Source organism: Aquimarina sp. AD1 (genome assembly GCF_003443695.1).
GTDB lineage: Bacteria > Bacteroidota > Bacteroidia > Flavobacteriales > Flavobacteriaceae > Aquimarina > Aquimarina latercula.
The window spans coordinates 3,644,984-3,670,313 of sequence record NZ_CP031966.1; the positions used below are offsets into that span (position 1 = coordinate 3,644,984).

At 32.2% G+C, this 25,330-nt stretch carries 27 protein-coding genes; 12 read left to right on the forward strand and 15 right to left on the reverse strand.

The annotated features are described in order from the left end of the window. Positions 1-4 precede the first annotated feature (4 nt). A complete protein-coding gene (gene recJ, locus D1815_RS15725; protein ID WP_118390036.1) occupies positions 5-1,690 on the reverse strand; it encodes a single-stranded-DNA-specific exonuclease RecJ in 1,686 nt (561 codons plus the stop codon). Positions 1,691-1,818: 128 nt separating this feature from the next. Between recJ and D1815_RS15730 the strand changes: the two genes are divergently transcribed. Then, entirely contained in the window at positions 1,819-2,409 is a 591-nt protein-coding gene (locus D1815_RS15730; RefSeq protein ID WP_027394681.1) for a carboxymuconolactone decarboxylase family protein, read from the forward strand. An 88-nt stretch (positions 2,410-2,497) separates the two neighbouring features. On the opposite strand, the gene D1815_RS15735 is transcribed toward D1815_RS15730, so the two are convergent. Genes D1815_RS15735 through D1815_RS15750 form a run of 4 tightly spaced genes read right to left on the reverse strand, consistent with a single transcriptional unit; the run spans position 2,498 to position 5,408 of the window. Further along, complete coding sequence (locus tag D1815_RS15735) at positions 2,498-3,151, reverse strand: response regulator transcription factor (protein ID WP_027394680.1); 654 nt, start codon at positions 3,149-3,151, stop codon at positions 2,498-2,500. Between the two features lie 33 nt (positions 3,152-3,184). Further along, positions 3,185-3,964, reverse strand: a complete 780-nt coding sequence (locus tag D1815_RS15740) for a sensor histidine kinase (protein ID WP_051336253.1) — start codon at positions 3,962-3,964, stop codon at positions 3,185-3,187. Then, positions 3,940-4,590, reverse strand: a complete 651-nt coding sequence (locus D1815_RS15745; protein ID WP_035086116.1) for a hypothetical protein — start codon at positions 4,588-4,590, stop codon at positions 3,940-3,942. Before D1815_RS15745 ends, D1815_RS15740 begins: the two co-directional genes overlap by 25 nt. 20 nt (positions 4,591-4,610) lie before the next feature. Further along, positions 4,611-5,408 (reverse strand): hypothetical protein, encoded by a 798-nt coding sequence (locus tag D1815_RS15750; protein ID WP_027394677.1) that lies wholly within the window; start codon positions 5,406-5,408, stop codon positions 4,611-4,613. 353 nt (positions 5,409-5,761) lie between these two features. Here D1815_RS15750 and D1815_RS15755 point away from each other — a divergent pair, with 353 nt between their 5' ends. Then, positions 5,762-6,094, forward strand: a complete 333-nt coding sequence (locus tag D1815_RS15755; RefSeq protein ID WP_027394676.1) for a hypothetical protein — start codon at positions 5,762-5,764, stop codon at positions 6,092-6,094. 77 nt (positions 6,095-6,171) lie between these two features. Here D1815_RS15755 and D1815_RS15760 read toward each other — a convergent pair whose 3' ends face one another. After that, positions 6,172-6,837, reverse strand: coding sequence for a M50 family metallopeptidase (locus D1815_RS15760; RefSeq protein ID WP_233557448.1), 666 nt, complete (start codon positions 6,835-6,837; stop codon positions 6,172-6,174). Between the two features lie 112 nt (positions 6,838-6,949). On the opposite strand from D1815_RS15760, the gene D1815_RS15765 reads away from it, so the two are divergent. Then, positions 6,950-7,267: a hypothetical protein gene (locus D1815_RS15765; protein ID WP_027394674.1), complete on the forward strand. Its 318-nt coding sequence runs from the start codon at positions 6,950-6,952 to the stop codon at positions 7,265-7,267. A gap of 6 nt (positions 7,268-7,273) precedes the next feature. Here the strand turns inward: D1815_RS15765 and D1815_RS15770 are convergent, their stop codons facing one another. From D1815_RS15770 to D1815_RS15785, 4 genes are read right to left on the reverse strand one after another with little or no spacing between them, the layout of a single operon-like run. After that, a complete protein-coding gene (locus D1815_RS15770; protein WP_118388109.1) occupies positions 7,274-7,621 on the reverse strand; it encodes a HopJ type III effector protein in 348 nt (115 codons plus the stop codon). A 3-nt stretch (positions 7,622-7,624) separates the two neighbouring features. After that, a complete protein-coding gene (gene rsmI, locus D1815_RS15775; protein ID WP_027394672.1) occupies positions 7,625-8,296 on the reverse strand; it encodes a 16S rRNA (cytidine(1402)-2'-O)-methyltransferase in 672 nt (223 codons plus the stop codon). Between the two features lie 3 nt (positions 8,297-8,299). Then, entirely contained in the window at positions 8,300-8,647 is a 348-nt protein-coding gene (locus tag D1815_RS15780; RefSeq protein ID WP_035086114.1) for a DoxX family protein, read from the reverse strand. Positions 8,648-8,703: 56 nt separating this feature from the next. After that, entirely contained in the window at positions 8,704-9,507 is an 804-nt protein-coding gene (locus tag D1815_RS15785; RefSeq protein WP_118388111.1) for a hypothetical protein, read from the reverse strand. 173 nt (positions 9,508-9,680) lie between these two features. On the opposite strand from D1815_RS15785, the gene D1815_RS15790 reads away from it, so the two are divergent. The 4 genes from D1815_RS15790 (at position 9,681) to D1815_RS15805 (ending at position 13,175) form a co-directional block, all read left to right on the forward strand. Then, positions 9,681-10,328 carry a thymidine kinase gene (locus tag D1815_RS15790; RefSeq protein WP_027394669.1) on the forward strand — a complete coding sequence of 216 codons (648 nt, stop codon included), beginning with the start codon at positions 9,681-9,683 and terminating at the stop codon, positions 10,326-10,328. Next, a complete protein-coding gene (alr, locus tag D1815_RS15795) occupies positions 10,321-11,433 on the forward strand; it encodes an alanine racemase (protein WP_027394668.1) in 1,113 nt (370 codons plus the stop codon). The genes D1815_RS15790 and alr overlap by 8 nt, the downstream gene beginning before the upstream one ends. Positions 11,434-11,535: 102 nt before the next feature. Then, complete coding sequence (mscL, locus tag D1815_RS15800; protein ID WP_027394667.1) at positions 11,536-11,943, forward strand: large conductance mechanosensitive channel protein MscL; 408 nt, start codon at positions 11,536-11,538, stop codon at positions 11,941-11,943. A gap of 239 nt (positions 11,944-12,182) precedes the next feature. After that, on the forward strand, positions 12,183-13,175 hold the full coding sequence (locus tag D1815_RS15805; protein ID WP_027394666.1) for an aspartate-semialdehyde dehydrogenase: 993 nt from the start codon (positions 12,183-12,185) through the stop codon (positions 13,173-13,175). An 83-nt stretch (positions 13,176-13,258) separates the two neighbouring features. Here D1815_RS15805 and D1815_RS15810 read toward each other — a convergent pair whose 3' ends face one another. Next, on the reverse strand, positions 13,259-15,805 hold the full coding sequence (locus tag D1815_RS15810) for a M14 metallopeptidase family protein (RefSeq protein ID WP_118388113.1): 2,547 nt from the start codon (positions 15,803-15,805) through the stop codon (positions 13,259-13,261). 144 nt (positions 15,806-15,949) lie between these two features. Between D1815_RS15810 and D1815_RS15815 the strand changes: the two genes are divergently transcribed. From D1815_RS15815 to D1815_RS15830, 4 genes are all read left to right on the forward strand, one after another. Further along, positions 15,950-16,324, forward strand: coding sequence for a DoxX family membrane protein (locus D1815_RS15815; protein ID WP_118388115.1), 375 nt, complete (start codon positions 15,950-15,952; stop codon positions 16,322-16,324). Between the two features lie 296 nt (positions 16,325-16,620). Next, positions 16,621-18,789: a prolyl oligopeptidase family protein gene (locus D1815_RS15820; protein ID WP_118388117.1), complete on the forward strand. Its 2,169-nt coding sequence runs from the start codon at positions 16,621-16,623 to the stop codon at positions 18,787-18,789. A gap of 79 nt (positions 18,790-18,868) precedes the next feature. Beyond that, positions 18,869-19,846: an ABC transporter ATP-binding protein gene (locus tag D1815_RS15825; protein ID WP_118388119.1), complete on the forward strand. Its 978-nt coding sequence runs from the start codon at positions 18,869-18,871 to the stop codon at positions 19,844-19,846. A gap of 209 nt (positions 19,847-20,055) precedes the next feature. Further along, entirely contained in the window at positions 20,056-21,597 is a 1,542-nt protein-coding gene (locus D1815_RS15830) for an Ig-like domain-containing protein (RefSeq protein WP_118388121.1), read from the forward strand. A 57-nt stretch (positions 21,598-21,654) separates the two neighbouring features. Here the strand turns inward: D1815_RS15830 and D1815_RS15835 are convergent, their stop codons facing one another. From D1815_RS15835 to D1815_RS15845, 3 genes are all read right to left on the reverse strand, one after another. Then, positions 21,655-22,428, reverse strand: coding sequence for a UDP-2,3-diacylglucosamine diphosphatase (locus tag D1815_RS15835; RefSeq protein WP_369899310.1), 774 nt, complete (start codon positions 22,426-22,428; stop codon positions 21,655-21,657). A gap of 37 nt (positions 22,429-22,465) precedes the next feature. Then, entirely contained in the window at positions 22,466-22,921 is a 456-nt protein-coding gene (locus D1815_RS15840; RefSeq protein ID WP_027394659.1) for a 6-carboxytetrahydropterin synthase, read from the reverse strand. A 70-nt stretch (positions 22,922-22,991) separates the two neighbouring features. Beyond that, positions 22,992-23,342, reverse strand: coding sequence for a helix-turn-helix domain-containing protein (locus tag D1815_RS15845; protein ID WP_118388123.1), 351 nt, complete (start codon positions 23,340-23,342; stop codon positions 22,992-22,994). 124 nt (positions 23,343-23,466) lie between these two features. Between D1815_RS15845 and D1815_RS15850 the strand changes: the two genes are divergently transcribed. Then, a complete protein-coding gene (locus D1815_RS15850; RefSeq protein WP_118388125.1) occupies positions 23,467-24,312 on the forward strand; it encodes an NmrA family NAD(P)-binding protein in 846 nt (281 codons plus the stop codon). Between the two features lie 145 nt (positions 24,313-24,457). Here D1815_RS15850 and D1815_RS15855 read toward each other — a convergent pair whose 3' ends face one another. After that, the gene (locus D1815_RS15855) at positions 24,458-25,225 is read right to left on the reverse strand and encodes an enoyl-CoA hydratase/isomerase family protein (protein ID WP_027394657.1); all 768 of its coding nucleotides are present in this window, start codon (positions 25,223-25,225) and stop codon (positions 24,458-24,460) included. Positions 25,226-25,330 lie beyond the last annotated feature (105 nt).

Sequence of the window (25,330 nt, forward strand, 5' to 3'; positions counted from 1 at the left end):
TAGATTAAATTATATCTTTTAACTTCAATTGTAGAGAAACTGTTCCGTTCCACTCATTTTCATCAATGTTATATGCTACTTTCACATTCTGATTATCGGATATCAAATTAAATTTAGGTCCTAGATTAAAACCAATTCCTCCTATTGCCAATCCATTTTTTTGCATCTTGCACTTTAAATGTTTCTCATCTGCTCCTACGCATTTTGCATACCCCGTATCTTTTACATTTTCTGTCATAAACACAGGCGCCAGATTCCCTGGACCAAAGGGTGCAAATTGTTTTAAAATTCTAAAAAACTTAGGTGTAATTTGATCCAACTCCATTGTTGTATCTATCATTATTTCTGGTGTCAATAATCTTTTGTCGATAGTGGTAGCTACTACTTCTTCAAATTTTTTCTTAAACGGCTCATACTGTTCTTCTTTCAATGTTAATCCTGCTGCGTATTTATGACCTCCAAATTGTTCTATATATTCTGCGCATTCATTCAATGCGTTATATACATCAAATCCTTTAACTGATCTGGCAGAAGCGGCTAACTTAGAACCACTCTTTGTGAAAACTAAGGTTGGTCGATAATATGTTTCTGTAAGTCTGGATGCTACAATTCCGATTACTCCTTTATGCCAATTCTCATCATAAACTACTGTTGTGAATTTATCTTCTTCAGAATTTTGGCTTATTTGCTCTAAAGCTTCTTCAGTAATACTTTTATCAGCATCTTTTCGATCACTATTATACGTTTCTATCTCAGAAGCATATTGTAATGCAAGCTCTAAATCATTCTCCTTAAGCAAGTTTACCGCATGCAATCCATGTTTCATTCTTCCTGCTGCATTAATTCTAGGAGCCAACATAAATACTACATCAGTAATTGTTAGCGTTTTCTTTTTTACTTGCGATAACATTGCTTTAAAACCTGTTCTTGGATTTTGATTTATTACTTTTAAACCAAAATAAGCAAGCACCCTATTCTCTCCTGTTATCGGAACAATATCCGCTCCGATTGCTGTAGCAACAAGGTCTAAATATATTAGAAGATCTTCTATAGAATCACCTCTTTTAGAAGCAATAGCTTGTATTAGTTTGAAACCTACTCCACAACCACATAATTCTTTATAAGGATAATCACAATCTTCTCTCTTAGGATCCAATACTGCAATTGCTTTTGGAATTATATCTCCCGGTCTATGATGATCACAAATGATAAAATCAATTCCTTTTGATTTTGCATATGCCACCTTTTCTATTGCTTTTATACCACAATCCAACGCTACAATAAGTGAAATATCATTATCAGAGGCATAATCAATTCCTTGATAAGAAACCCCATATCCTTCTGCATATCGATCCGGAATATATGTTGCTACTTGTGATGTAATGGTTTCTAAATACGAAGACATCAGAGCTACAGAAGTAGTTCCATCTACATCATAATCTCCATAAACCATAATATTCTCTTCATCTGATATTGCTTTTTCTATTCTAGAAACAGCAATATCCATATCTTTCATCAAAAAAGGATCATGTAAATCTTTTAAGGAAGGTCTAAAAAACTGTTTAGCTTGATCGAATGTATCAACTCCTCTTTGAACTAGTAAAGAAGCAATGATTTCATCTACATTAAGTGCTTTTGACAGGTTGGTAATTGCAGTAATATTTGGTTTTGGTCTAAGCGTCCATCTCATTGGCATTATCCTTCCGAAATTATTTAAAAAACCAAAGTACAAAAAACATCGCTACTCGTTCCGGTTTGACATTAGTTTTGTATTTTGGTTTGCTAAAATTAAATTAACTCAAAAAAATATACATACACATGCCATTAGTTACACCTCTATCCGCAGAACATGATATAGAAACCAAAGAATTGGCGGAATTCTTTAACGAAACCTTAGGTTTCTGTCCAAATTCTGTATTGACCATGCAGCGAAGACCAGCCATTTCTAAAGCCTTTATTAATCTTAACAAAGCGGTTATGGCAAATGAAGGTCGTGTAACCTCTGCTCTAAAACGTATGATTGCTTGGGTAAGTAGTAATGCTACAGGATGTAGATATTGTCAAGCGCACGCTATACGTGCTGCAGAACGTTATGGTGCAGAACAGGAACAGTTAGATAATATTTGGGAATATAAAACACACCCAGCTTTTAGTGATGCGGAACGTGCTGCACTAGATTTTTCACTTGCTGCTTCTTTGGTACCTAACAATGTTGATGAGGCTATCAAAACAGAACTTTATAAATATTGGGATGAAGGTGAAATCGTAGAAATGCTTGGTGTGATTTCTTTGTTTGGATATCTAAATCGTTGGAATGACTCTATGGGAACTACCGTAGAAGAAGGCGCTATTGAATCTGGCGAACAATATCTCGGAAAACACGGTTGGGAAAAAGGAAAACACGTATAATATCTATTGAACATATAGGTTTTCTTATCTCTTAAAATATCAGGCCTCACAAATTTCAATAATCTGTGAGGCCTTTTTATGATTGTTTTTAGACAGAAATAATCTTCTCTCGTACTGCTTTAATAATCAATCCCGCAGTGTTTTTTACCTCTAATTTCATCATTAAATTTTTTCGATGGCCTTCTATGGTTCGAACACTCAAAAATAATTCCGCCGCAATTTCTGCCGTCGTAAATTCTTTGGTCACCAACTCCAACACTTCTAACTCTCTAGTAGTAAGATGATAATCTTTTCCAATTACAGGAGGTTTGTTGGACTTATTCTTTAATCCTTTCAGTAACGCCTGAGAAACAAAAGGATTAAAATAAAAACCTTTATCACATACAGATCGTATTGCATCCTCTAATTCTTGTGGATTGGTATCTTTAAGCAAGTATCCATTAGCTCCAACTTCCATCAAATATGATATCATTCGCTCTTCTTTATGCATAGTGAGAATAATAACTTTCATATTTGGATATGACTCTTTTATTTTTAACGTAGCGTCTACTCCATTCATTTCTTCCATTTCTAAATCTAATAGAATCACATCTGGAACAAGTTTATTTAATTTAGCTAATAGATCTTTGCCGCTTACAGCTTCTAAAACCAGTTCTATATTGTCCATTTTATCCAAAAGTGATTTAATCCCTTCTCGAAACAAATTATGATCATCTACTAATCCTAGTTTTATAATTTCCATGGGTATTTATTTAGGTTGTTAAGAGTGCATTTACTATGGTATTTTGAGTAATACTTTCATTCCAGATTTTTCTTCTAAAAAGCTAATGGTTCCTGATAAAATGGACAACCTGCTTTCTATATTTTTTAGTCCTAATCCTTTTCTATATTGAAGCTGTTTTTGATTTAAACCTTTTCCATCATCCTCATAAACAATGATTAATGTCTCTTTTTCATTTTTCATTTCGATTTTTATTTCTGTAGCTTCTGCGTGTTTAAGTGTATTGGTAATTAACTCCTGAATAATTCTATAAAGATTTAGCTCTTTTGTCTTAGATACAGAATATGTGGTGTTATTTATAAAAGAAATATTGATTTTACCAGTGTCTCGTATGGTTTGCACTAAACTATCTATGGCCTCCATAAATCCCAATTTTTCTAATACTACAGGTCTTAAATCTTTAGAAATACTGCGTACACTCTGTATCATATCATCAAAAAAACCACTTATTTTATCTGCTATCGTTGTTAATTCTTCTGGATTTAATTCATGAGTTATTTGACCAATATATAATTTAGTAGTTGTTAACATAGCTCCAACATCGTCATGTAATTCCTTTGCGATTCTGCTGCGTTCTACTTCTTGACTTTGGATAGCTGTTTTTAGTAACTCCTTTTGATAATCTGACTCTGCTTTTTGATGCCTTTTTTGTTGTTCTAATAGTCTTCGCTGATAAATAATAAAAAATACAATCACTGATAGTGATAATAAAAAAATCACTATCATACCAATGATAATAATCTTTAATGCTATGGCTTCTTCGGATTCACCCATAAAGCGATGGTATAAAAAATTGTCAATACAATATTTACAATAGCATGGAGTCCCCAAACGAGATAACTAGCTTCTGTAGACCCTTGAAACATATTGTTATTAATAAAAAACAGGATTAAGTTACTGGAAAAATAAATTAAAAAACCAGCATTGATCCAAAACATAGGATTGGTTTCCAGCGCATTGTATTTTACTTCCTTTAATAAAGCATAAAAATAACTAAGTGAAAGAAATATTACTATGATACCTAAAAGTGTCGTTACATTAGAATTAAATGTATTTAAATTTTGAAAAAATAGCGTATTTGTTATGGCAAAAACAGTAAATGTAATCCCCAGAATAATAAAAAACTGTTTTGGGAAAATTTTTGACAGTACAATTCTATAGATATTAATAATTAATATAAACTCGATCACTGCATAAAAGTGATAAAGAGGGAGATTATTAATTTTTTGATACCATAATATATTAGCAATGAATTCAACTATAAAAACGATTATGAGTAAATAAAATAGTTTTAGTTGGGTTGCGGATAATGATTTGAATTTAAATATTGATAATATTAAAGGTATAACCACTATAAAAGATGAAATCAGACGTAAACTATCAAAAAGTTCTTTACTCATTCGAATTGAATTTTTGTCCTTTATGCTTCGGGACACGTGGGTGGACAAGGACTAGAATATTCTATAAAAATCTCTTCATCAGTAAATTCTAATAACGCATGCCTTGATAAAATTTCAGTGATAACTTCACCCACAGGAGTGATTCCTATGACTGGAGTAAACGAAATCATATCTCTTTTATGAAACTTATTCATATCAACTCCGGGATAGAGAATAAACTCCTCAATTTCTCCCAATAAAGAATCATTAATAAGATCGATTATATCAATATTATCAATTAAATAATAATTTACTCGCTCTCTTTGTCTTGTTTTTGTATCAACCGCTACAAAAAGATCATCTATCAAATTATCTTCAAGATTGTTCCAATTGGTTAAAATCATCTCTTTAAAAATCCCTGGCACCAATACTCCTCCAGTATCCAGATCTCCTATTGTTCCATTCTGAATTGGCTCTACCGGTTCCTTATATTTTGGAATCAAAGTAAAAAACAAATTGTTGATTGTATCTTCTAGGTCTACTTCTATAATTGGCACAAAAGTGAAATTCTTTTTGTCTTCTACTTCTAATGCCATATGAGTTTTAATTCTTTGAATAGTTTTTCCATCATCTTTAAGGCTATTTAATATAGCAACATCTACAGCATCCATCTGAAAGTAATTAGCTCTAGTATAGTATCCACTAAAGGGCCTACCTTTTGTTTCATTTAGGCGTTGAAAGTGTCTGGCTAACAACAATACTTCTTCCTGTTGCCATCTCTCAATTTTCTCTGCTTGTTCTAAAGTCATTAATTGTTTTGGTTGGATTGCCTGTTCCATTTGTGTGAAAATTTATACGTTAAATTGGTTTATTCCTTTAAAACTAAACAAAAAACACCTTTGGAGCTAATAATGAATGCATTAACAAGTAATAACCATTAAAAAACACGTATTTACCACGTGTTTATTTCGTTGAACCTACCATTAATTTTTACAAACAGGTAATTCTACGGCATAATTGCAGTAAATACTTAAATATAAAAACAGATACTTATACGCTATTGAAAAACAACCAGTTACAATACTTTTGAATGTAATTAAAAAACACATTAAAGGGTAGCTACTTTTTTGATTACATCGGCGGATTCGAAAAGCCTAATTTTAAACAGAGTAGAGGATTAATAACATAAATCATGGAATTAAAAGAAGCAGTATTAACTCATTTAGATGCAAAACAAACAGGCTCTATTCTGATAAGGTGTGAAGGTGGATACGTAGCCCGTTTTACGTTATCTTATACATTAAATGGCAAGGAGTTTAGTAAACACTCTGGAGATATATCATTAGGAGTGAATAAATCCGAAACTATCCCAGAAGGTGCTACTTCTATTTACTTAAAAGTGGAAGAAAACTGGGCATTTGGATGGTCAACTATTTTTACAAAGAGCTACGATAAGCCCGTAACAGAATGCTATAAGGTGTATGGTACTACCTTAGATCCTAAATACGCAAAAATCTCTTGTTAGTTTTATTAACGATTTTGAAAAAAATCATCTTACACTTCTATAACCATATAGCAACCTTTATCACTGGATTTAGGTTGTTATTTTTTAAAGTAAAATCGAAAACTTTCCCAAAGTAAATAAGCGCTCATAAGTATAATAAGAATAGCCCACATCCAATAAGTACCAAAGGTATTTTCTGCAATAGCCTGCGTATCTGATATCTGAATTGCTCCTTCTCTTTCGAACTGTTTTGTAAATAAATAATCCAGCTGAAGATATGTACTTAATACAGATTGTAAACCTAAAAACAAGATAACAACTACTTCGAGTTTTCTACTCTTAAATAAGGTAATAACAAATAAAAAGATCGCAAAACCACTCATTACAGATACTCCCCAAAAAGATCTAATCCATAATAACAACGAAAGTATCATAACTCCTATTAATACTCTAAGTGCTATCATAGAATTTCTGTGCGATTTTGCAGACATTATTAACAAAGCTCCAATTACAGCTGGTCCTAATAATCCTCCTGCCGCTACTAAGGCATTACCTATAAAAGGAGAAACATAGCTTCCTCCTAAATGGTAGTAAGCAACACCACCTCCATTCTCATAAATTTCTAAATGCTCAAAACTACCTCCTAGTAATACCGCCATAATGCCATGACCCATTTCGTGGAACCAAGTTCCCAATAATCTAAAGGGATATTGAAACCATCCAAAATATGGTAACTGCCATAATATGACTACAACAATAGCCACGATAATTATAGTATAATCGAAACGTTTAGAGATACTTGTAATTTTTAAATTATTTTACAGTTTATAGTATAGAGGCAAAATTTGCAACTTCAAATTCACAAAAATCATTCTTATGAACTCTCCAAAAAACAAATATTTACTTTCTATTCTAGTTTGCTTCCTAACTATTGGTATATATGGCCAGGAAAAAGTTACAGAAGAAACATTTTTTTCAAACAAAAAATCTTCGTCAGAAAAATCCACAATGCCCATATATAAACCCAACTATAAGTTAGATGAACAAATAAAAAACACCCTTATTAATGATACTGATCCTATAATGCCAATATATAAGCCTTATCTTTCTTTAGAATTTAAATCTAAGAATTCCTTAGCGAAGGTTAATTTAAAAACCTTGAAAGAAATCAAAGAAAATTTGAAAAACAATTAAGTCAAATTACCCAAGTCTTTTAGTAAGAGTCTGATCTTTAAAAGAAATTCCACTCCAACCTGTTTTCATAAAATTCCGAATATTTTGGTGATCAGTTCCTTCAGGGTTTTGCAAAACATTTCTATAATGTTCTCCAAAACAATTCAATGTTTCCTCTACTTCTAAATCGTGAATTTTTGCAAACGAAAATAACTTACAAGAACCAGAGTTTTGTCCAGTTTCATTAGTTACATTTCCATTAATGAAGGATGTAGGCTCAAAACTATAGTGAGCTTCAATAATATCCATAGTATTCTGGAATGTAATTTCTGTAGGATATTTTCTAAGTCTCTTAATAAAATCAGATATATTCATATATTATTTTTTTCCTCCAACGACAATAACTATTTCACCTTTAGGAGGTTTATTTTCATAATGTGATAATACTTCTTGTGCAGTTCCACGAACGGTTTCCTCATGAAGTTTACTTAATTCTCTCGATACAGAAAGCATTCTATCAGCTCCAAAATATTCTACAAAATTACCTAAAGTCTTAATAAGTTTATGTGGAGATTCATAAAATATCATGGTTCTAGTTTCCTCTGCCAATATTTTCAATCGTGTTTGCCTACCCTTTTTTACTGGAAGAAATCCTTCGAAAACAAATTTATCATTTGGCAAACCACTATTAACCAAGGCTGGAACAAATGCCGTAGCTCCTGGTAAACATTCTACATCAATACTATTTTCTACACACGCCCTGGTCAATAAAAATCCAGGATCGCTAATTGCAGGTGTTCCAGCATCACTAATTAAAGCTATATTTTCTCCACTTTGCAACTTTCTAATGACACTATCTATAGTTTTATGTTCATTATGCATATGATGACTTTGCATATGAGTAGTAATTTCGAAATGTTTTAACAATTTACCACTAGTACGGGTATCTTCGGCTAGAATTAAATCCACTTCTTTTAGCACTTTAATAGCTCTAAAAGTCATATCTTCTAAATTACCAATTGGAGTAGGGACGATAAATAATTTGGACATATTTTAGGGTCTTACTTTTTTTCCTATTGTATATGATATAATAAGGAATATTAATCCTAAAGTTGCGAATAATCCTTGCCCATCATCTTTCATATAATGTGCGGTAAAAGCAAGTACCATATCAAAAAAGAATCCAGCATACGCCCATTCCTTCAACCATTTTATTTTATTAGTAAGAATTACAATAATCCCGCCTATTTTTGCTATCGCCAGAGGAATAACCAGATATGTTGGATAGTCTAGGTTTTCAAAAAAACCTCTTACCATTTCTGTATTTCTAAAGTACATCTGTGCAGAAAACAACATAATTCCGCACATCGCTACCGTGGCAATCCAGTAGATAATTTTCATATAAATAGTTTTATTTTTATTAAGGTTATTAGTAACAAAAGAATGTTAATCCTTACCTAGAATTCATACTTATTAGTTACGATCTCCATAAAACGTTCTTCATACTCTTCTTTTCCTTGCCAATTGTTATAATCAGGCTTTACCATATTTTTAATAAATTGCTTCGCTCCACTTTTACTATTAAGTGTATTTAATTGTGAAAGTACACGATTATAATCTGTAGAACTCCCATCAAACAAATGTTTTATAAAAGCCAATCTATCATTTAATCCAATATTGATTCCCCTTTTTAATTGATCATTTAGTGATTTTGGTTTTTCTTCTACATCATTCATCTTTTCTAAAATAGGCATACTTTGAGGTACTGATCCTATTTCTTCCATATCATTTTTTTCATAAACAGGTTCGGATAAAGAAACATTCTCTTCTGTAAACTTAGGAGCAGGGACAAAAAGATCTTCTGTAACTTTCTCATTAATCTTTTCGATTACGATTTCTGGTTTTTGTTCCTCAATTACTTCAGGTATTGATTCCGCAACTTTATCTTCCAGACTAAACATAGTCTCTGCAACTTCATTTGTTTCTATTTCTTGATCTAAACTAACAATTGGTTTAGGTTTTATCTCATCTGAAACATCCTCTGTATGAGTATCTGATGTATCTGTTACTTCTAAAGCCTCCTTGATACTCCCTATTGTTGGTTGAATATCTGCAAAATGAGACTCTGCAAAATTTAAAACACTTAATTTTTCATATAACAACCTTGCCTCTTCCTGCAATTGTGGTAAGGTAGATCTATCTTTAAGTTGCAATATCCTATGTGCAATACTTATCAATTCTGCTTCCAATTTCTTCTTCATAACTTTCTTATTCGTTTGGGCTATGCTTTTTGTTTTTTAATAAATTTACCTCATCTTTAAAGCAATACCAAAAAGTAAAAATGAAATGAAGGATTATTTCCATTATCATCTTAAAATTCAATTGGTATTATTAAAGAGTAGGGTTTCTTTTAATTGATGCTGAAAAATACAAAATGTTTCTCGAAAATACAGTAAATCATAAAGAGCAATTTGGCTGGATAGAAGTTATCTGTGGTTCGATGTTTTCGGGAAAGACCGAAGAATTGATCCGTAGATTAAAACGCGCGCAATTTGCTAAACAAAAAGTTGAAATTTTTAAACCAGCTATCGATGTCAGATATGATGACGAGATGGTTGTTTCTCATGATGCCAATGAAATTCGTTCTACTCCTGTTCCTGCAGCAGCAAATATTAGAATTCTTGCAGATACTTGTGATGTAGTCGGTATTGACGAAGCACAATTTTTTGACGATGAAATCGTAAGTGTCTGTAACGACTTAGCGAATAAAGGTATTCGGGTTATCGTTGCAGGTTTGGATATGGATTTTAAAGGAAATCCTTTTGGACCTATGCCGGCACTTATGGCTACAGCAGAATACGTAACCAAAGTCCACGCAGTTTGTACAAGAACTGGTAATCTTGCTCAATTTAGTTATCGAAAATCTAAAAAAGATGATTTAGTACTACTTGGCGAAACTGATGAATACGAACCTTTAAGTCGTGCAGCTTACTATAAAGCTTCTTTAAAAGAAAAAGTAAAACAAATAGAAGTTACCGATCCCAAAGAATTATCTGAAAATTCTAAAAAATCTGATGAGTAAAGTAAAAGAAACAATTCTTGAAATTAATCTGACTCATCTTACTCATAATTACACATACTTAAAAAGTAAGCTTGATTCAAAAGTTAAATTGTTAGCTGTAGTAAAAGCTGCAGGATATGGAAGTGATGCTGTAACAATAGCAAAACATCTGGAAAAAATAGGTGCTGATTATTTTGCTGTTGCTTATGTTTCAGAAGGAATTATTTTACGAAAAGCAGGAGTAAAAACACCTATATTAGTACTACACCCACAACCCATAAATTTTTCAGCACTAATTGAATATAATTTAGAACCTAGTGTATATAGTCCAAGAATTATACAAGAATTCATAAAGGTTGCAGAAGCGGAAAATCAAAAAGATTATCCTGTACATGTTAAGTTTAATACGGGTTTAAATCGATTAGGTTTTTGGGAGAATGATGTAGATTATATAATGAGTTGTTTACATCAAACCAACGCTATTAAAGTAAAATCGCTATTCTCTCACCTTGCAGCAAGTGAGGATCATAATGAGAAAAAGTTTACAGTGAGTCAAGTCAACTCATTTCAGAAAATAAGCTCAGACATTATTAATAAGTTAGGTTATAAACCTATACTTCATCAATGTAATACCTCAGGAATATTGAATTATCCCGAAGCGCATTTTGATATGGTTCGTGCCGGAATAGGATTATACGGTTATGGGAATGATGCAGATTATGATACTCATTTAAAACCTATAGCATCCCTTAAGTCGATTATCTCACAGATTCATACACTAGAGCCTGGTGAAACTTTAGGATACAACAGAGCTTTTGTTTCTAATGGCTATACCAAAACGGCAACTATACCAATCGGTCACGCGGATGGAATCGGAAGACAATATGGAAATAGGAAAGGTTTCTTTATTGTAAACGGAAAAAAAGCTTTTATCCTTGGAAATGTCTGTATGGATATGATAATGATTGATATCACAGACATTGATTGTAAAGAAGGAGATGAAGTAATTATATTCGACAACATTTCTTCTGCATCTATAATTGCTGAAAGTGCAGGAACAATTTCTTATGAACTCCTTACAGCTATTTCTCCAAGAGTAAAACGTGTTATTATCGGTAATAATTGAATTTGATCGAATTTACAGTCTATTTTTTTTAACACTTTTTTAAATATTGATTTATTTTTTACGTATTTTGTTATCAATAATACTAACTAAAATAAAATAATCATGCTTAAAGAATTTAAGGAATTTATAATGACAGGTAATGTCGTTGAATTTGCTGTCGCTGTTATCATGGCAACTGCAATTGGTGGCGTTGTCAAAGGTTTTGTATCCAATATTGTAATGCCTGTTGTAGGTTATTTCTCAGGAGGAATGGACTTTAGCAGTAAAAAAATCATTCTTCAAGAAGCAGTTGTAGATGCTACAGGTGCCATAACTACCGCTGAAAACGCAATAACTTATGGAGCTTGGATTAATACCATTATTAATTTAATCATTGTTGGATTCGTAATGTTTATGATTGTTAAAGCATATAATAAAACTAAGAAGCCTGTAGAAGAAGCTCCTGCTGAACCAGCTGGACCAAGTCAAGAAGAGTTATTAGCAGAAATAAGAGATCTACTTAAAAAGTAACACCTAATCTTATTATTAAATGAATTATCTATAGCTACCGCTATACTACATATTCTAACTAAACCACTCAAGAAATTGAGTGGTTCTTTTTTACAATTTGTTATGTATATAACAAATTGTTTAAATTAATATTATTTTATTAAAAAATATAAAACTGTTATAAATAATCAGCACATTTGCTGGAATCTAAAAAAAAGACCGATTTTTGTGTCTATAAAAGTCATTAATAAATTAAGCAGATGAAAGTAGCTGTTGTTGGTGCCACTGGATTGGTAGGTACTGTAATGTTAAAAGTATTAGAAGAACGTAATTTTCCAGTAACAGAATTAATTCCTGTTGCCTCAGAAAGGTCTATTGGAAAAAAAATATCGTATAAAAGTCAAGAGTTTTCTGTTGTTGGTTTAACTACAGCTATAGAAATGAAACCTGATGTAGCTTTGTTTTCTGCCGGTGGAAGTACTTCTCTAGAATGGGCTCCTAAATTTGCAGATGCTGGGATCACGGTAATCGATAACTCTTCTGCCTGGAGAATGGATCCAACCAAAAAGTTGGTTGTACCAGAAATTAATGCTAAAGATTTAACTAAAGAAGATAAAATTATAGCCAACCCTAATTGTTCTACTATACAACTAGTAATGGCACTAGGACCGTTACACTCATCATATAAGATAAAACGTGCTATTATTTCTACCTACCAATCCATTACCGGAACAGGAGTAAAAGCTGTTCAACAATTAGAAAATGAATACGCTGGAGAAAAAGGTGAAATGGCTTATCCTTATCCAATCCATCGTAATGCAATTCCACATTGTGATGTGTTCCAGGAAAATGGTTATACAAAAGAAGAGATGAAATTGGTTAATGAGACTCAAAAAATTCTTGATGATCGAACTATTGCAGTTACCGCCACTGCTATTCGTATTCCTGTTGTTGGTGGACATAGTGAAAGTGTAAATCTAGAATTTGAAAACGAGTTTCAGGAAAATGAAGTTCGTCAAATCTTAAATAACACTTCTGGAGTTACAGTACAGGATAATCCAGATACTAATACATACCCAATGCCCATTTATGCGGAAGGGAAAAATGATGTTTTTGTAGGTAGGATCAGAAGAGATCATTCTAGAGAAAATGCATTAAACATGTGGATTGTAGCAGATAACCTTAGAAAAGGAGCCGCTACAAATGCAGTACAAATTGGAGAATATTTAGTAGAAAATAATTTAATCGGCTAATAACCAACCACTATTATAAAAAGCCCTTGTTATATCAAAGAAATAACAAGGGCTTTCTCATTTTTATTAGATTAGAAATACATCTATTCTCTTACTCTTGGTACATACATATGTTTTCCTAAAAACAAAGCGTTCATAAATAAACGATTCGTTCCATACCAAGAACCTCTAAAATTAGGGTTATCTGCAAATAAAATAACTCGGCCACTTCCTATAGGACTTACAACAAGTGAAGCAGAAGGTTTTAGATAATGTTCATAATTATCAATCGATATATACCCGTCAATATGGGCATTTTTAGTATATTTTGCCACCGTAGCATACGGATTCTTACTTGGCGAAATAAATACTTCATTATTTTTATATACAGGTAATGAATTGTCTCGATATCCAAAACCTAATGGATGGGTAGTATCAAGATCCACCTCAAAAATAGCACCTCCTACTTGCTCTCTCCCAATATTTTCTCCAGCATCTACATATGGTAATCGTTTTACAATTTTATTCTTAGAAGTATCTTTTTCTTTTTTGGTTAATTGTTCTTTAACGATTTTTTTATCAATAGCCCATTTAGAAGCATTTGCAATAGTTATCAGCGTATTTCCGTGAGAAACCCATTCCTTTATTCTTTTTTGTTGTAGAGAATCCAATTGATAATATCTTCCGGACACCATGACTAACGTATTATATTCTTTTAATGGAATACCATTAAACCTATTCATTCTTAATTTAGTTATTGGCATATGAATTCTGGTATCTAGCAAATGCCATACTTCTCCTGCCTCATAAGAATTAATACCTTCTCCAATTAACAACAATGCTTTAGGTGTTTCTAATTTTCTAAAATTACCACTTCCTAAGTCAATTCCCGATGAACTAAATCCTGTATTAGTACTAAAAATAGGTACGTTAAATTTTTCTTGGGCTGTTTTTACAATAGCAAACACCTCATCAATATCTTTTTTCTGCTTACTTACCGGAACTAAAATACTTCCGTAATTAAAGCTTTTATTTCCTTCTGAAGTAATAATACTAAACGGTTTAAATGCAGAAGCAACTAACAATCCTTTTGATTGCATGTAATACAATGCCGCCGGTGCATTATAATCATCCCAATTCATAATATATGCATAATCGGACTTAGATACTTTAGAAACGATGGTTATCTCTTTTGTAGATGTTATTTCTTGCCCTAAATCAATAGATTTTAACCCTTTATATTTCATGTTATAAAAATTGGCTACACTCCAAGCAGAAGCATCATAAAAAACACTATCTCGATATTTGTTGTATGTTTCAAATACCGTTTGAACCATTCTTTTTTGTGCTTGTTTTACAGGAACTACATATTTATTTCCTTTTTTATAAACCTTTATTTTATGTAGTAATAATTTATCTATAAATGCTTTATTTCTATTATTATCATATGCATCTCCAAATTCATAACCAGCAAAATTATTTTTAGCAACCCCAGATTCCGATGATTTAAAAAAGTCCTGCTGATACTTTCGTAACCTAGCTTTATTTTCTACTGCAGCTTTTACTGTGGCTATACTAGAAACATATTGATTACGAATTGTAAAAGGAAACGAGATTGTTCCGTAATCAGTATCTTGTAAATGTCCTCGAGAACTAGCTTGCTCAAACAATAATGCTAGTGCTCCTTGAAGATCCGGGTATGACGACCCGTAACCTGGATATGTCCCGTCAAATGCCTCTTTTGTAAAATAAAAAGATCCAATATTATCCAATGCTTTCGAAAAATAAGGAGCAAACAAATTGTTTAAATCTTCATAATTCTCTTTTGGCATAATAGGATCTAAAGAACCAATAGGTTTCATTGGCTCAAAAAAGTATGTGCTATTCGTTCCCATTTCATGAAAATCAGTAACCACATTAGGATACCATTCGTGATACCATTTTAATTTTCCTCTACTCTCAGGATTAATAGCTAATAACCAGTCTCTATTAAGATCAAACCAATAATGATTAGTTCTCCCACGAGGCCATCCTTCATTATGTTCTGCATCATATTTGTCACTAACCAACGGACTTCCCTTAAATTGATTTGCCCATTGCGTATGTCTATCTCGACCATCTGGATTAATCGTAGGGTCAATAAATACAATTGCATTATCAAGATATGTTTTTACTTCGGAACTATTAGAAGCAACAAGCGTATATGCGGTTAGCATAGCCGCCTCAGCACCAGAAGGCTCATTTCCATGAACATTATAACCTAGTTGAACAAAAATAGGTATGCCATTATAATTCGTTGGGTTAGCCAAAGCATCAGTAAATGCAAGATGTTGTTTTTTTATACTTGGTAAACTGCCAATGTTTTCTGGTTTAGAAATAGTAAGTATTACTAATTTTCTGTTTTCATGAGATTTTCCGTAGTTCTCTATAATGGCTCTATCTGATATTTCAGCCAGCTTAGTTAAGTATGCTACAATTTGATCATGACGTGTGTGTTGTTCTCCAATAGGATATCCAAGAAATTCTTCTGGTGTCGGTATTTCAGAATTAAAAGGAGCCTTATCCTTAAAAAAATAATCTTGTCCTACAATAGATGATATAGAGAACAAAGAGATTAAGGAAGAGAGTATGAAAAGTTGTGTGATCTTCATTAGAAATAAGATTAAAAAAGTTAGGTCAATCAGTTAGTTTTCAGAAGCCGTAAGATATTTTTTTAGCTTCAGTTTTTAATAACATTTGTAAGGTTTTTAACATTTAGCCCTCTAATAAATCACTTAATCATAAAAAAACAAACAATGAATACTAAAATAATTTTAGCCTTAAGAATCCTATTAGGTATCTTATTAATCGTTTTTGGAAGTAATAAATTTATAGGATTTTTACCTGATTTTGAATTTACAAATCCAGATGCAGGAATTCTATTTGGAGCTCTTGCAAATAGTTATATTCTAAAAACAGTTGGTCTTATTGAAATAATTGTCGGATTGCTATTAGTAAGTAATAAAGCAGTACCATTTGCACTGGTATTGATGGCTCCTATTTCTGTCAATATCATCCTATTTCACGCTACCCTTGATCCAGCTAACATAGGTCCTGGAGCATTTGTTTTTCTCGCAAATGCGTTCTTGATTTACAAAAATTGGAATACTTTTAAAAGTCTGTTTCGATAAACTACTTCTAAAACATTACTGGTATAAAAGTAAAATTTTTCGTTTCTTAGAGGACAGAAAATTCCGACTGCTCTACGAAAATGATCAACTGAGTTGCTAAACCCCAAAGCAACGCTCTAAATGTGTAATAGCTATCTGATCATTGCTAGAGCAGTCTTTTTTTATGCTTTATTTAGCACTTTACAGTTATAAGTTTTGATAATTTTGTAAACTACTTTATTTGGTTTTTATAAGTATTGCCAAAATAAAAACGAATAATTAATACTTAATTATTTATCTATAAAATTTAACTCATCATGAAAAAAACTCTTTTAATACTATTTTTGTTAGCATCTATAATAGGATGTAAAAATGAAACAAAAATAGAAACTGCTAAAACAATTATTCCTTTGAATTATCCAGAAACTAAAAAAGTAGATACTGTAGATACTTATTTTGACACTGAAGTCAAAGATCCTTACCGATGGTTAGAGGATGATCGTAGTAAAGAAACTGAAAGTTGGGTAGCTGAACAAAACAAAGTAACTTTTGGATATCTAGATAGTATTCCATTTAGAGATCAATTAAAAAATCGTTTATCGGGATTATGGAATTATGAAAAAGTTGGCTCACCATTTAAAGAAGGTGATTATACCTACTTCTATAAAAATGATGGTTTACAAAATCAATATGTAATATATAGATTCAAAAACGAAGGAGATGAACCTGAAATATTTTTGGATCCTAATACTTTTAGTGACGATGGTACAACTTCACTTGGTGGTGTTAGTTTTTCTAAAAATGGAAAACTTTTAGCTTACTCTATTTCTGAAGGTGGTAGTGACTGGAGAAAAGTCATTGTTAAAAATGCAGAGACTAAAGAGATTATAGAAGATACTCTTGTAGATATCAAATTTTCTGGAATGTCTTGGCGAGGAAATGAAGGTTTCTATTATTCCAGCTACGATAAACCTAAAGGAAGTGAGCTTTCTGCAAAAACAGATCAGCATAAAGTATATTATCATAAACTTGGTACAGCTCAAAAAGAAGATCAACTAATTTTTGGAGGTACACCAGAAGAAAAACATCGATATATAAGTGGACGTGTAACAGAAGACGATAAGTATTTAATTATCTCTGCTAGCACCTCTACTTCTGGAAATAAATTATTTATAAAAAACTTAACTAGTAATAATGATAAACTTGTTACTATTCTAGATAACACAGAAAGTGATACCTATGTAATTGAAAATGTTGGTTCTAAGTTATACCTAGTTACAAACCTAAATGCTCCTAATCAAAAAATTGTAACGGTTGATGCATCTAATCCAACACCAGAAAACTGGAAAGATTTTATTCCTGAAACAGAAAATGTACTAAGCCCAAATACAGGTGGAGGTTACTTTTTTGCAGAATATATGGTAGATGCAGTATCCAAAGTATTACAATACGATTATGAAGGAAAATTAGTAAGAGATTTAGAATTACCAGGAGTGGGAAGTATTGGTGGTTTTGGAGCGAAAAAAGAAGATAAAGAATTATACTATTCTTTTACTAATTATAAAACTCCAGGAAGCATTTATAAATATGATATTGCAAATGGAACTTCAGAACTATATCGCAAACCCAAAATAGATTTTAATCCTGAAGATTACGAAAGCAAGCAAGTTTTCTATAACTCTAAAGATGGTACTAAAATTCCAATGATCATTACACATAAAAAAGGAATAGAACTAACAGGTAAAAATCCGACTATCCTATATGCATATGGAGGATTTAATGTTAGTCTAACTCCTTCTTTTAGTATTACGAATGCGGTATGGATGGAACAAGGTGGAGTTTATGCAGTTCCTAACCTAAGAGGTGGTGGAGAATATGGAAAAAAATGGCATGATGCAGGAACAAAAATGCAAAAGCAAAATGTATTTGATGATTTTATTGCAGCTGCAGAATATTTAATAGAAAATAAATATACATCAAGCGAATATCTAGCCATAAGAGGAGGATCTAACGGAGGGTTATTAGTAGGAGCTACCATGACGCAGCGACCTGATTTAATGAAAGTAGCTTTACCTGCTGTTGGTGTAATGGATATGCTACGTTATCACACCTTTACTGCTGGTGCAGGATGGGCATATGATTACGGAACTGCGGAAGATGACAAACAGATGTTCGAATACTTAAAAGGATATTCTCCAGTACACAATGTAAAAGAAGGAGTATCATATCCTGCAACATTAGTAACTACGGGAGATCACGATGATCGTGTAGTACCTGCACACTCATTTAAATTTGCCGCAGAATTACAATCAAAACAACAAGGTACTAACCCAACTTTGATACGAATTGAAACAAACGCAGGTCACGGAGCTGGTACACCGGTTGCCAAAACAATAGAGCAATATGCTGATATTTTTAGCTTTACGCTATACAATATGGGATATGAAGTTTTACCAGAGCAAGTAAGTGACAATGTAAAAGGATAATTTTTTTATAATTAAAATTAAAAGATCCGTTTTCTAAAAAGAGACGGATTTTTTTATTGAAGTTATTTATATTTGAAATATGCTTACAGTAAAAAATGTTTCCTTTGCCTATAATACCATTCCGGTTTTAAAAAATATCAATTTTACCATTGAAAAAGGAAAACACGTTGCACTTATTGGAGCAAGTGGTTGCGGAAAAAGCACCTTGTTAAAAATAATTTACGGACTCTTAGACACAAACCAAGGAACGTTATTCTGGGATGATCAAGAAATATTAGGCCCTGCTTATAACTTGGTTCCAGGACAAGAAAATATGAAATTCTTATCTCAAGGCTTCGAACTACAAGCATATAGAACAGTTTCTGAAAATATAGGACAATATCTATCCAATTTTGAACCTGAATTAAAAATTGGTCGTGTTAATGAGCTTTTAGAAATAGTAGAAATGTTACCATTTTCGGATACCAAGGTTGAAAACTTAAGCGGTGGCCAAAAACAACGTGTAGCATTGGCAAAAGCATTAGCTAAAAGACCTGAATTATTACTATTAGATGAACCTTTTGGTAATATTGATAACTTCAGACGTAGTTCCCTAAGAAGAAATCTTTTTACGTATCTAAAAAGAAATAAGATCACTAGTATCACTGCTACTCACGATAAAACTGATATACTTTCTTTTGCCGAAGAAACAATTGTAATCCACAATGGAGAGGTTATCAGTAAAGGGAATACAAAAAATATTTATAATAATCCAGAAAACTATTACATTGCATCACTTTTTGGTGAAGTAAATCAATTACCGATCAATACTTTTTTACCAGATTTTAATAACGATCAAACAATCCTATTATATCCTCACGAATTACAAATTGTCGAGAACTCTGATATAAAAGTCAGGGTAAAAAAGTCCTATTTTAATGGAAATCATTATCTAATTGAAGCTATTTTTAATAATAAAATTATTTTTATTGAACACCCATACGCAATAGAAAATTCTAAAGAAGTAGCGATACATGTCTCTGAAAAAACACTTACTTCTAGAACAAAAAATATTTAGTCTAAGACTATCAAATTCAGAGCTTAAAAATAGTATCCTGAATACTTGATCGAACCAGATCCTACGTAGACTAATTAATCCTCTACGGATTCTATTTAATTACATTTTGATTCCCTCTATTAAGATATCTTTAAAGTTGGTGTTTTTTATATATATCACCGATAATTATTGTTATCTTTTAAAATATTAACCCTTAAAACCAATATACCATGAAACGTAAACTATTTATTTTAAAGTTTTTAGCACTTTTATTTGTCGTCAATATTTCAATAGCCCAACAACCAAGCCCAACCAATAGTTCTAAAGCCAACGTCGAAGATACGGGTTGTACTGGTCAAGATACTTTTGACCAAGGTGTGAGAATTGTTCCTAATGCAAATTCGTGGAAAGATAGTTATCAAGCAAATGGCTTTTGTTTTTGTAATTCCTCTTTTGATCACGGTGTTGGTAATTTCAAAATCGATATTAATGGACAAGGCAGAAATATTAAAGATATTTGTGATGAGCTTAAAAAACACCCTAGTTATAGAGATTTAGCAAACGGAGATCCTAGATATAATACAATACAATGTGGTAACGAACCTGGACATGATGACGCCATTACTATACAAGGTAAGAGAATTAAAGACGAAAAAGTATGTCCTGGTCGTGTAGACCAAGGTAGCAAAGGGTGTCAATGTAAAGGGCCTAAATTTGATATGGACTGGTTAAGTTCTAGACCTCGATTTGGAGGTGATGGAGACGGAAACGGAGACAACACTGGTCCTAACACTTCATTCACAACTCCATCAAACAATGCATCTTTTTCGGCTCCTGCAACTATAGAGGCTATTGTGACTGCAACTGACAGTGACGGTGTTAGTAACGTACGATTATATCTTAATGATTCTTTTATCAGACAAGAAAATGTTAGCCCTTATACTTGGAATAACAATAATCAAGATAACGCCTTAAAGAATCTTGGCGAAGGAAATTATACGTTAAGAGCTGAAGCAACAGATAGTAAAGGAGCTAAAACCACTAAAACGATCTCTTTTACCGTTGGAAACGATAACGGAACGGATGATTTTGTAACTATACTTGGGCAAAGTATTAATAAATATGTAAGCTCTGAAGGAGGTACGCGAACCATGCAAGCCAACAGAAACAATGCTGGTACAGATGAACAATTTATTATGGAATCTGCCGGAAACGGAACAGTGAGTTTTAAAGGAAGTAATGGAAAGTATGTAAGTTCAGAAAATGGAGGAAAGCCTATGAACTGTAACAGAAATGCAGTTGGGTCTTGGGAAAAATTTACTTTAGAGTCTTTGGGAGGTGATCTTTATGCGATCAAAGGAAATAATGGTAAATACGTAAGTCATGAAAATGGAAACAAGGCCATTAATTGCAATAGAAATGCCATTGGTGACTGGGAAAAATTTGTAATTAGCGGTCTAAATTCAAATAGAATAAACGAAATAGTAAAAGGAAGTAAAGCATCTTATTCTATAAGTGTATATCCAGTTCCACTGACTTTAGATAATGCTAGCATTACAATCTCACTACCTCAAAAAGTTTCTTATTCTTCTATAGAAATTATAGATCTAAAAGGAAACAGTATCGCTAAGAAAAATACTGGAGCTATGGAATCTGGAACTAAATCCATCTCACTTGATGACATGGGAAGAAGTATGCAATCTAGTGGACTTTACATTATCAAAGTACAATTGGATAATACTATAATAACTAAGAAAATAGCGAAACAATAATCTTAGTTACTTTTATAAATATCTTAAACGGATGATCAAAAAATGATCATCCGTTTTTTATTCATTTTCTGTATACTTCATCATCTTCATTTCGGCACCATCAAAAACTGCATACGTATAATGTATAATCCAATCTCCTAAGTTTGTATATTTAGATTTATCATTTAGGTTTATCTCCATTGGAAGATGTCTATGACCAAAAACAAAATGATCTGTATGTTTTATCTCTAATTTTCGTTTACAGTATTGTACTAACCACTCATTATCTTCTCCAAGAAAAGTGACATCCTCATCTCCAGAAATCAATTTGTTTTTTACTGAAAGATATTGCGCTAATTTTACTCCTAAATCCGGATGTAACCAACGAAAAAACCATTTTGCAACAGGGTTTGTAAATACTTTTTTCATTCGTTTATATCCTTTATCACCAGGACCTAATCCATCACCATGACCAATAAGAAATGTAGTTTCATTAAAAGTAAATTCTTGTGGCTTATGAAATACCGGAATATTCAATTCTGCTTCGAAATATCCATTCATCCAGAGGTCATGGTTTCCGACAAAATAATAAACCGGGATTCCGGCATCAGTAATTTCTGCAAGTTTCCCTAAAGTTCTTGTAAAACCTTTCGGAATTACTGTTTTATATTCGAACCAAAAATCAAAAAGATCTCCTAATAAAAATATAGCCCCTGCATCTTCTTTAACCTCATCTAACCATTTTACAAATTTTTGTTCTCTAGGAAAACTTTTTTCTTGAGTTGGCGCTCCTAAATGATTGTCAGATGCAAAGTATATTTTTTTACCTTCGGATAAACTTATCTTTTTCATTAATTTCTATAGATACTATGAAGTGAAAAAATATTCGTTATTCATCATTATCTGATGCATACCACTCTGCATAAGAAGTTTCTGTTTCTTGGAGCTTTAAGGAGTGTAATTTTATCGTTTCAGGAAGTTTAGCTTTTATTTTAGCAGCGAAATCGATGATCATATTTTCAGTAGATGGCTGATAATCCACCAAAATAACATGATGTCCTCTTTTTTCTAACTCCTGGGCTAATTCTAAGTGCGGGGTATTTTTGTTAAAAATAGTAGCATGATCAAATACATCTTCTATATCCTTCTTTACTATTCTCTTTAGATCTCCAAAATCCATAACCATTCCTAACTTTACATGAGATGTATCTGTAATCGGTTCTCCTATTACAGTTACACTTAACTTGTAGCTATGTCCATGTAGATTTTTACATTTACCATCATATCCATACAGTGCATGCCCTGCTTCAAAAGTAAACTTCTTGGTAATTCTAATCTTACTCATTTTTTGATCAAACTTTTTTGCAAAGTTAGTGAAGATTATTTTCTATTTTATTTTAAAACGTAAATAAGAGTTATTTACTAGTGATTGTTTGTAAATGTCCTGTACCCCAATTTGCCATTTCATTGAGTACAGGAGCCAAACTTTTACCATAATCAGATAAACAATACTCCACACGTGGAGGGACTTCGGGATAAATCTTTCTTATTATAATACCATCAGTTTCTAACTCTCGTAATTGCTGTGTCAGCATTTTCTGAGTAATAGTTCCCAATCTTTTTTTTAATTGACCAAAACGCAGTATTTCATTGTTTTGCAATTCCCATAAAATACCAGGCTTCCATTTACCTCCAATAACACTAAGTGTTGTCATTACTGGGCATTTTATCGGACCCTCACATTCTTTTTTTGATAAAAAACTCATAAAATTCAATTTTTAAAATACTGATAATCAATATTAGTATATAAAAAGAAACTACTGCACTTTTATGTACCTACTTGCACTAAGATACTAATGTATTTACCTTGTTACAAAAAAGATCATCATTATGTCAACTTATTTTATTACTGGTGCTACAGGTACTATAGGAAAAGAAGTAGTAAACAACCTACTTACTAAAAAAGAACATATAATTGCAGGTACTCGAAATACCCAAAAAGTCAAAGACATTTTTGAAAATTCGGTTACTGGAGCGTACTTTGATTATGAGGATAAAGCATCGTATCAGGAAGTTTTGCAGTCAGATGGAATTTTCTTATTAGGCCCTCCATTAAACCCTAGGCTCTATGAATTACTAGAACCTTTTGTTGATTATTTACAGGATAACTATAACGGACGACTCATATATTTATCGGGGAATGGAATGGAAAATCTTGAAGAATTACCTTTTCATAAAAAAATGGAAGAAAAGCTAAGGGGTTCTTCTTTAGATTGGAATATCGTTCGTCCTGGATTTTTCATGCAAAATTTCGGTAACTATGAGCGAGAAAATATTCAAGATCGTAATATTATTTTTTCTCCTGCAGGAGAAGGTAAATCATCCTTTGTTTCTTCTAGAGATGTTGGAAGTGCCATCGCTGAATTACTTACAGATCAGAATAGAGTTAAAGAAACTCATATACTTACAGGAGCAAAAGCCTATTCTCATTTTGATGTTGCCTCTATGCTAAGTGACCTATTAGAAAGAGAAATCACATATCCAAATCCAGATGAAAACACCTATAAAGAGGTGTTAAAAGAATCTGGTGCTCCAGATTTCATTGCGGATTATATGATTCCTGTTTACGGAATGATTAAACAAGGGAAAGTAATCGAAGTAACAACAGCTATAAAAGATCTAACAGGACAAGAACCCGAAAGTTTAGAAGCAGTTTTAAAAAGAGATTTCTTATAAAAATCAAATGTATAAATATCGGGATGCTTACATCCTGATATTTATCTTCTCTTTCTTTTATTATAAAAGTAAACTACTACTAATATGATTCCCAGAATTAAGAATAGTCCATTTCCTCCTAAAAAATTTAAAATATCCATTTGTTTTATTTTTTGAATTTTTTTAATGCTTCTTTTGTAAAATCAGAAAGCACCAACTCTCCAGAAACAGCAGCTCTTTCAATTAATAACTCATCCCAATGACTTGTTCCTTTCCAATTTACTTCTTTCATTTTTTCAGTAGCTCGTGGATTATAACTAGCTAATTTTTCGGCAAACAATTGTACCTCTTTATCCAATTCTGTTATCGTTTCAAAAACTCTAGTAAATAGCCCTTGATCTTTTGCCCAATAGGCATTTTTCCATTGAGAAGCATCCCAAGCTAGTGCTTCGAAAGCCGCTAATCCTATTTTTCTTGATACAGCTGGTTCTATTACAAACGGTCCTATCCCAATCGTTAATTCACTTAACTTAATAGAAGCTGCTTCTGTAGCCATACAATAATCGCAAGCAGAAGCTAATCCAACTCCTCCTCCAACAGTTTTTCCTTGTATTCTGCCAATGATTGGTTTTTTACATCTTCTCATAGCATTAATTACATTGGCAAATCCGGAAAAGAACTTTTTTCCATCCTCTAAATTTGTAATTGATACAAGTTCATCAAAAGAAGCCCCCGCGCAAAAAGCTTTTTCTCCTTCCGATTTTAAAACAATCACATAAATTGATGCATCATCAGATAAAATATCAATAGCTTTTGTTAATCTTTCTAATAATTCTGATGGAAAAGAATTACTAGACGGATGTCCAAACTCTATGGTTGCAATATGATTATCCGAATGTGTATATAAACTTCCGTTAGTTCTTGTAGTAGTCATTAAGCTAGATTTTTGATAAAAATAAATAATATTTTAGACTCTCATTCTACATTCTTAACCACAATATAAAACCCGTATTTTCACGGGTTTACGTTTTCTAATTGA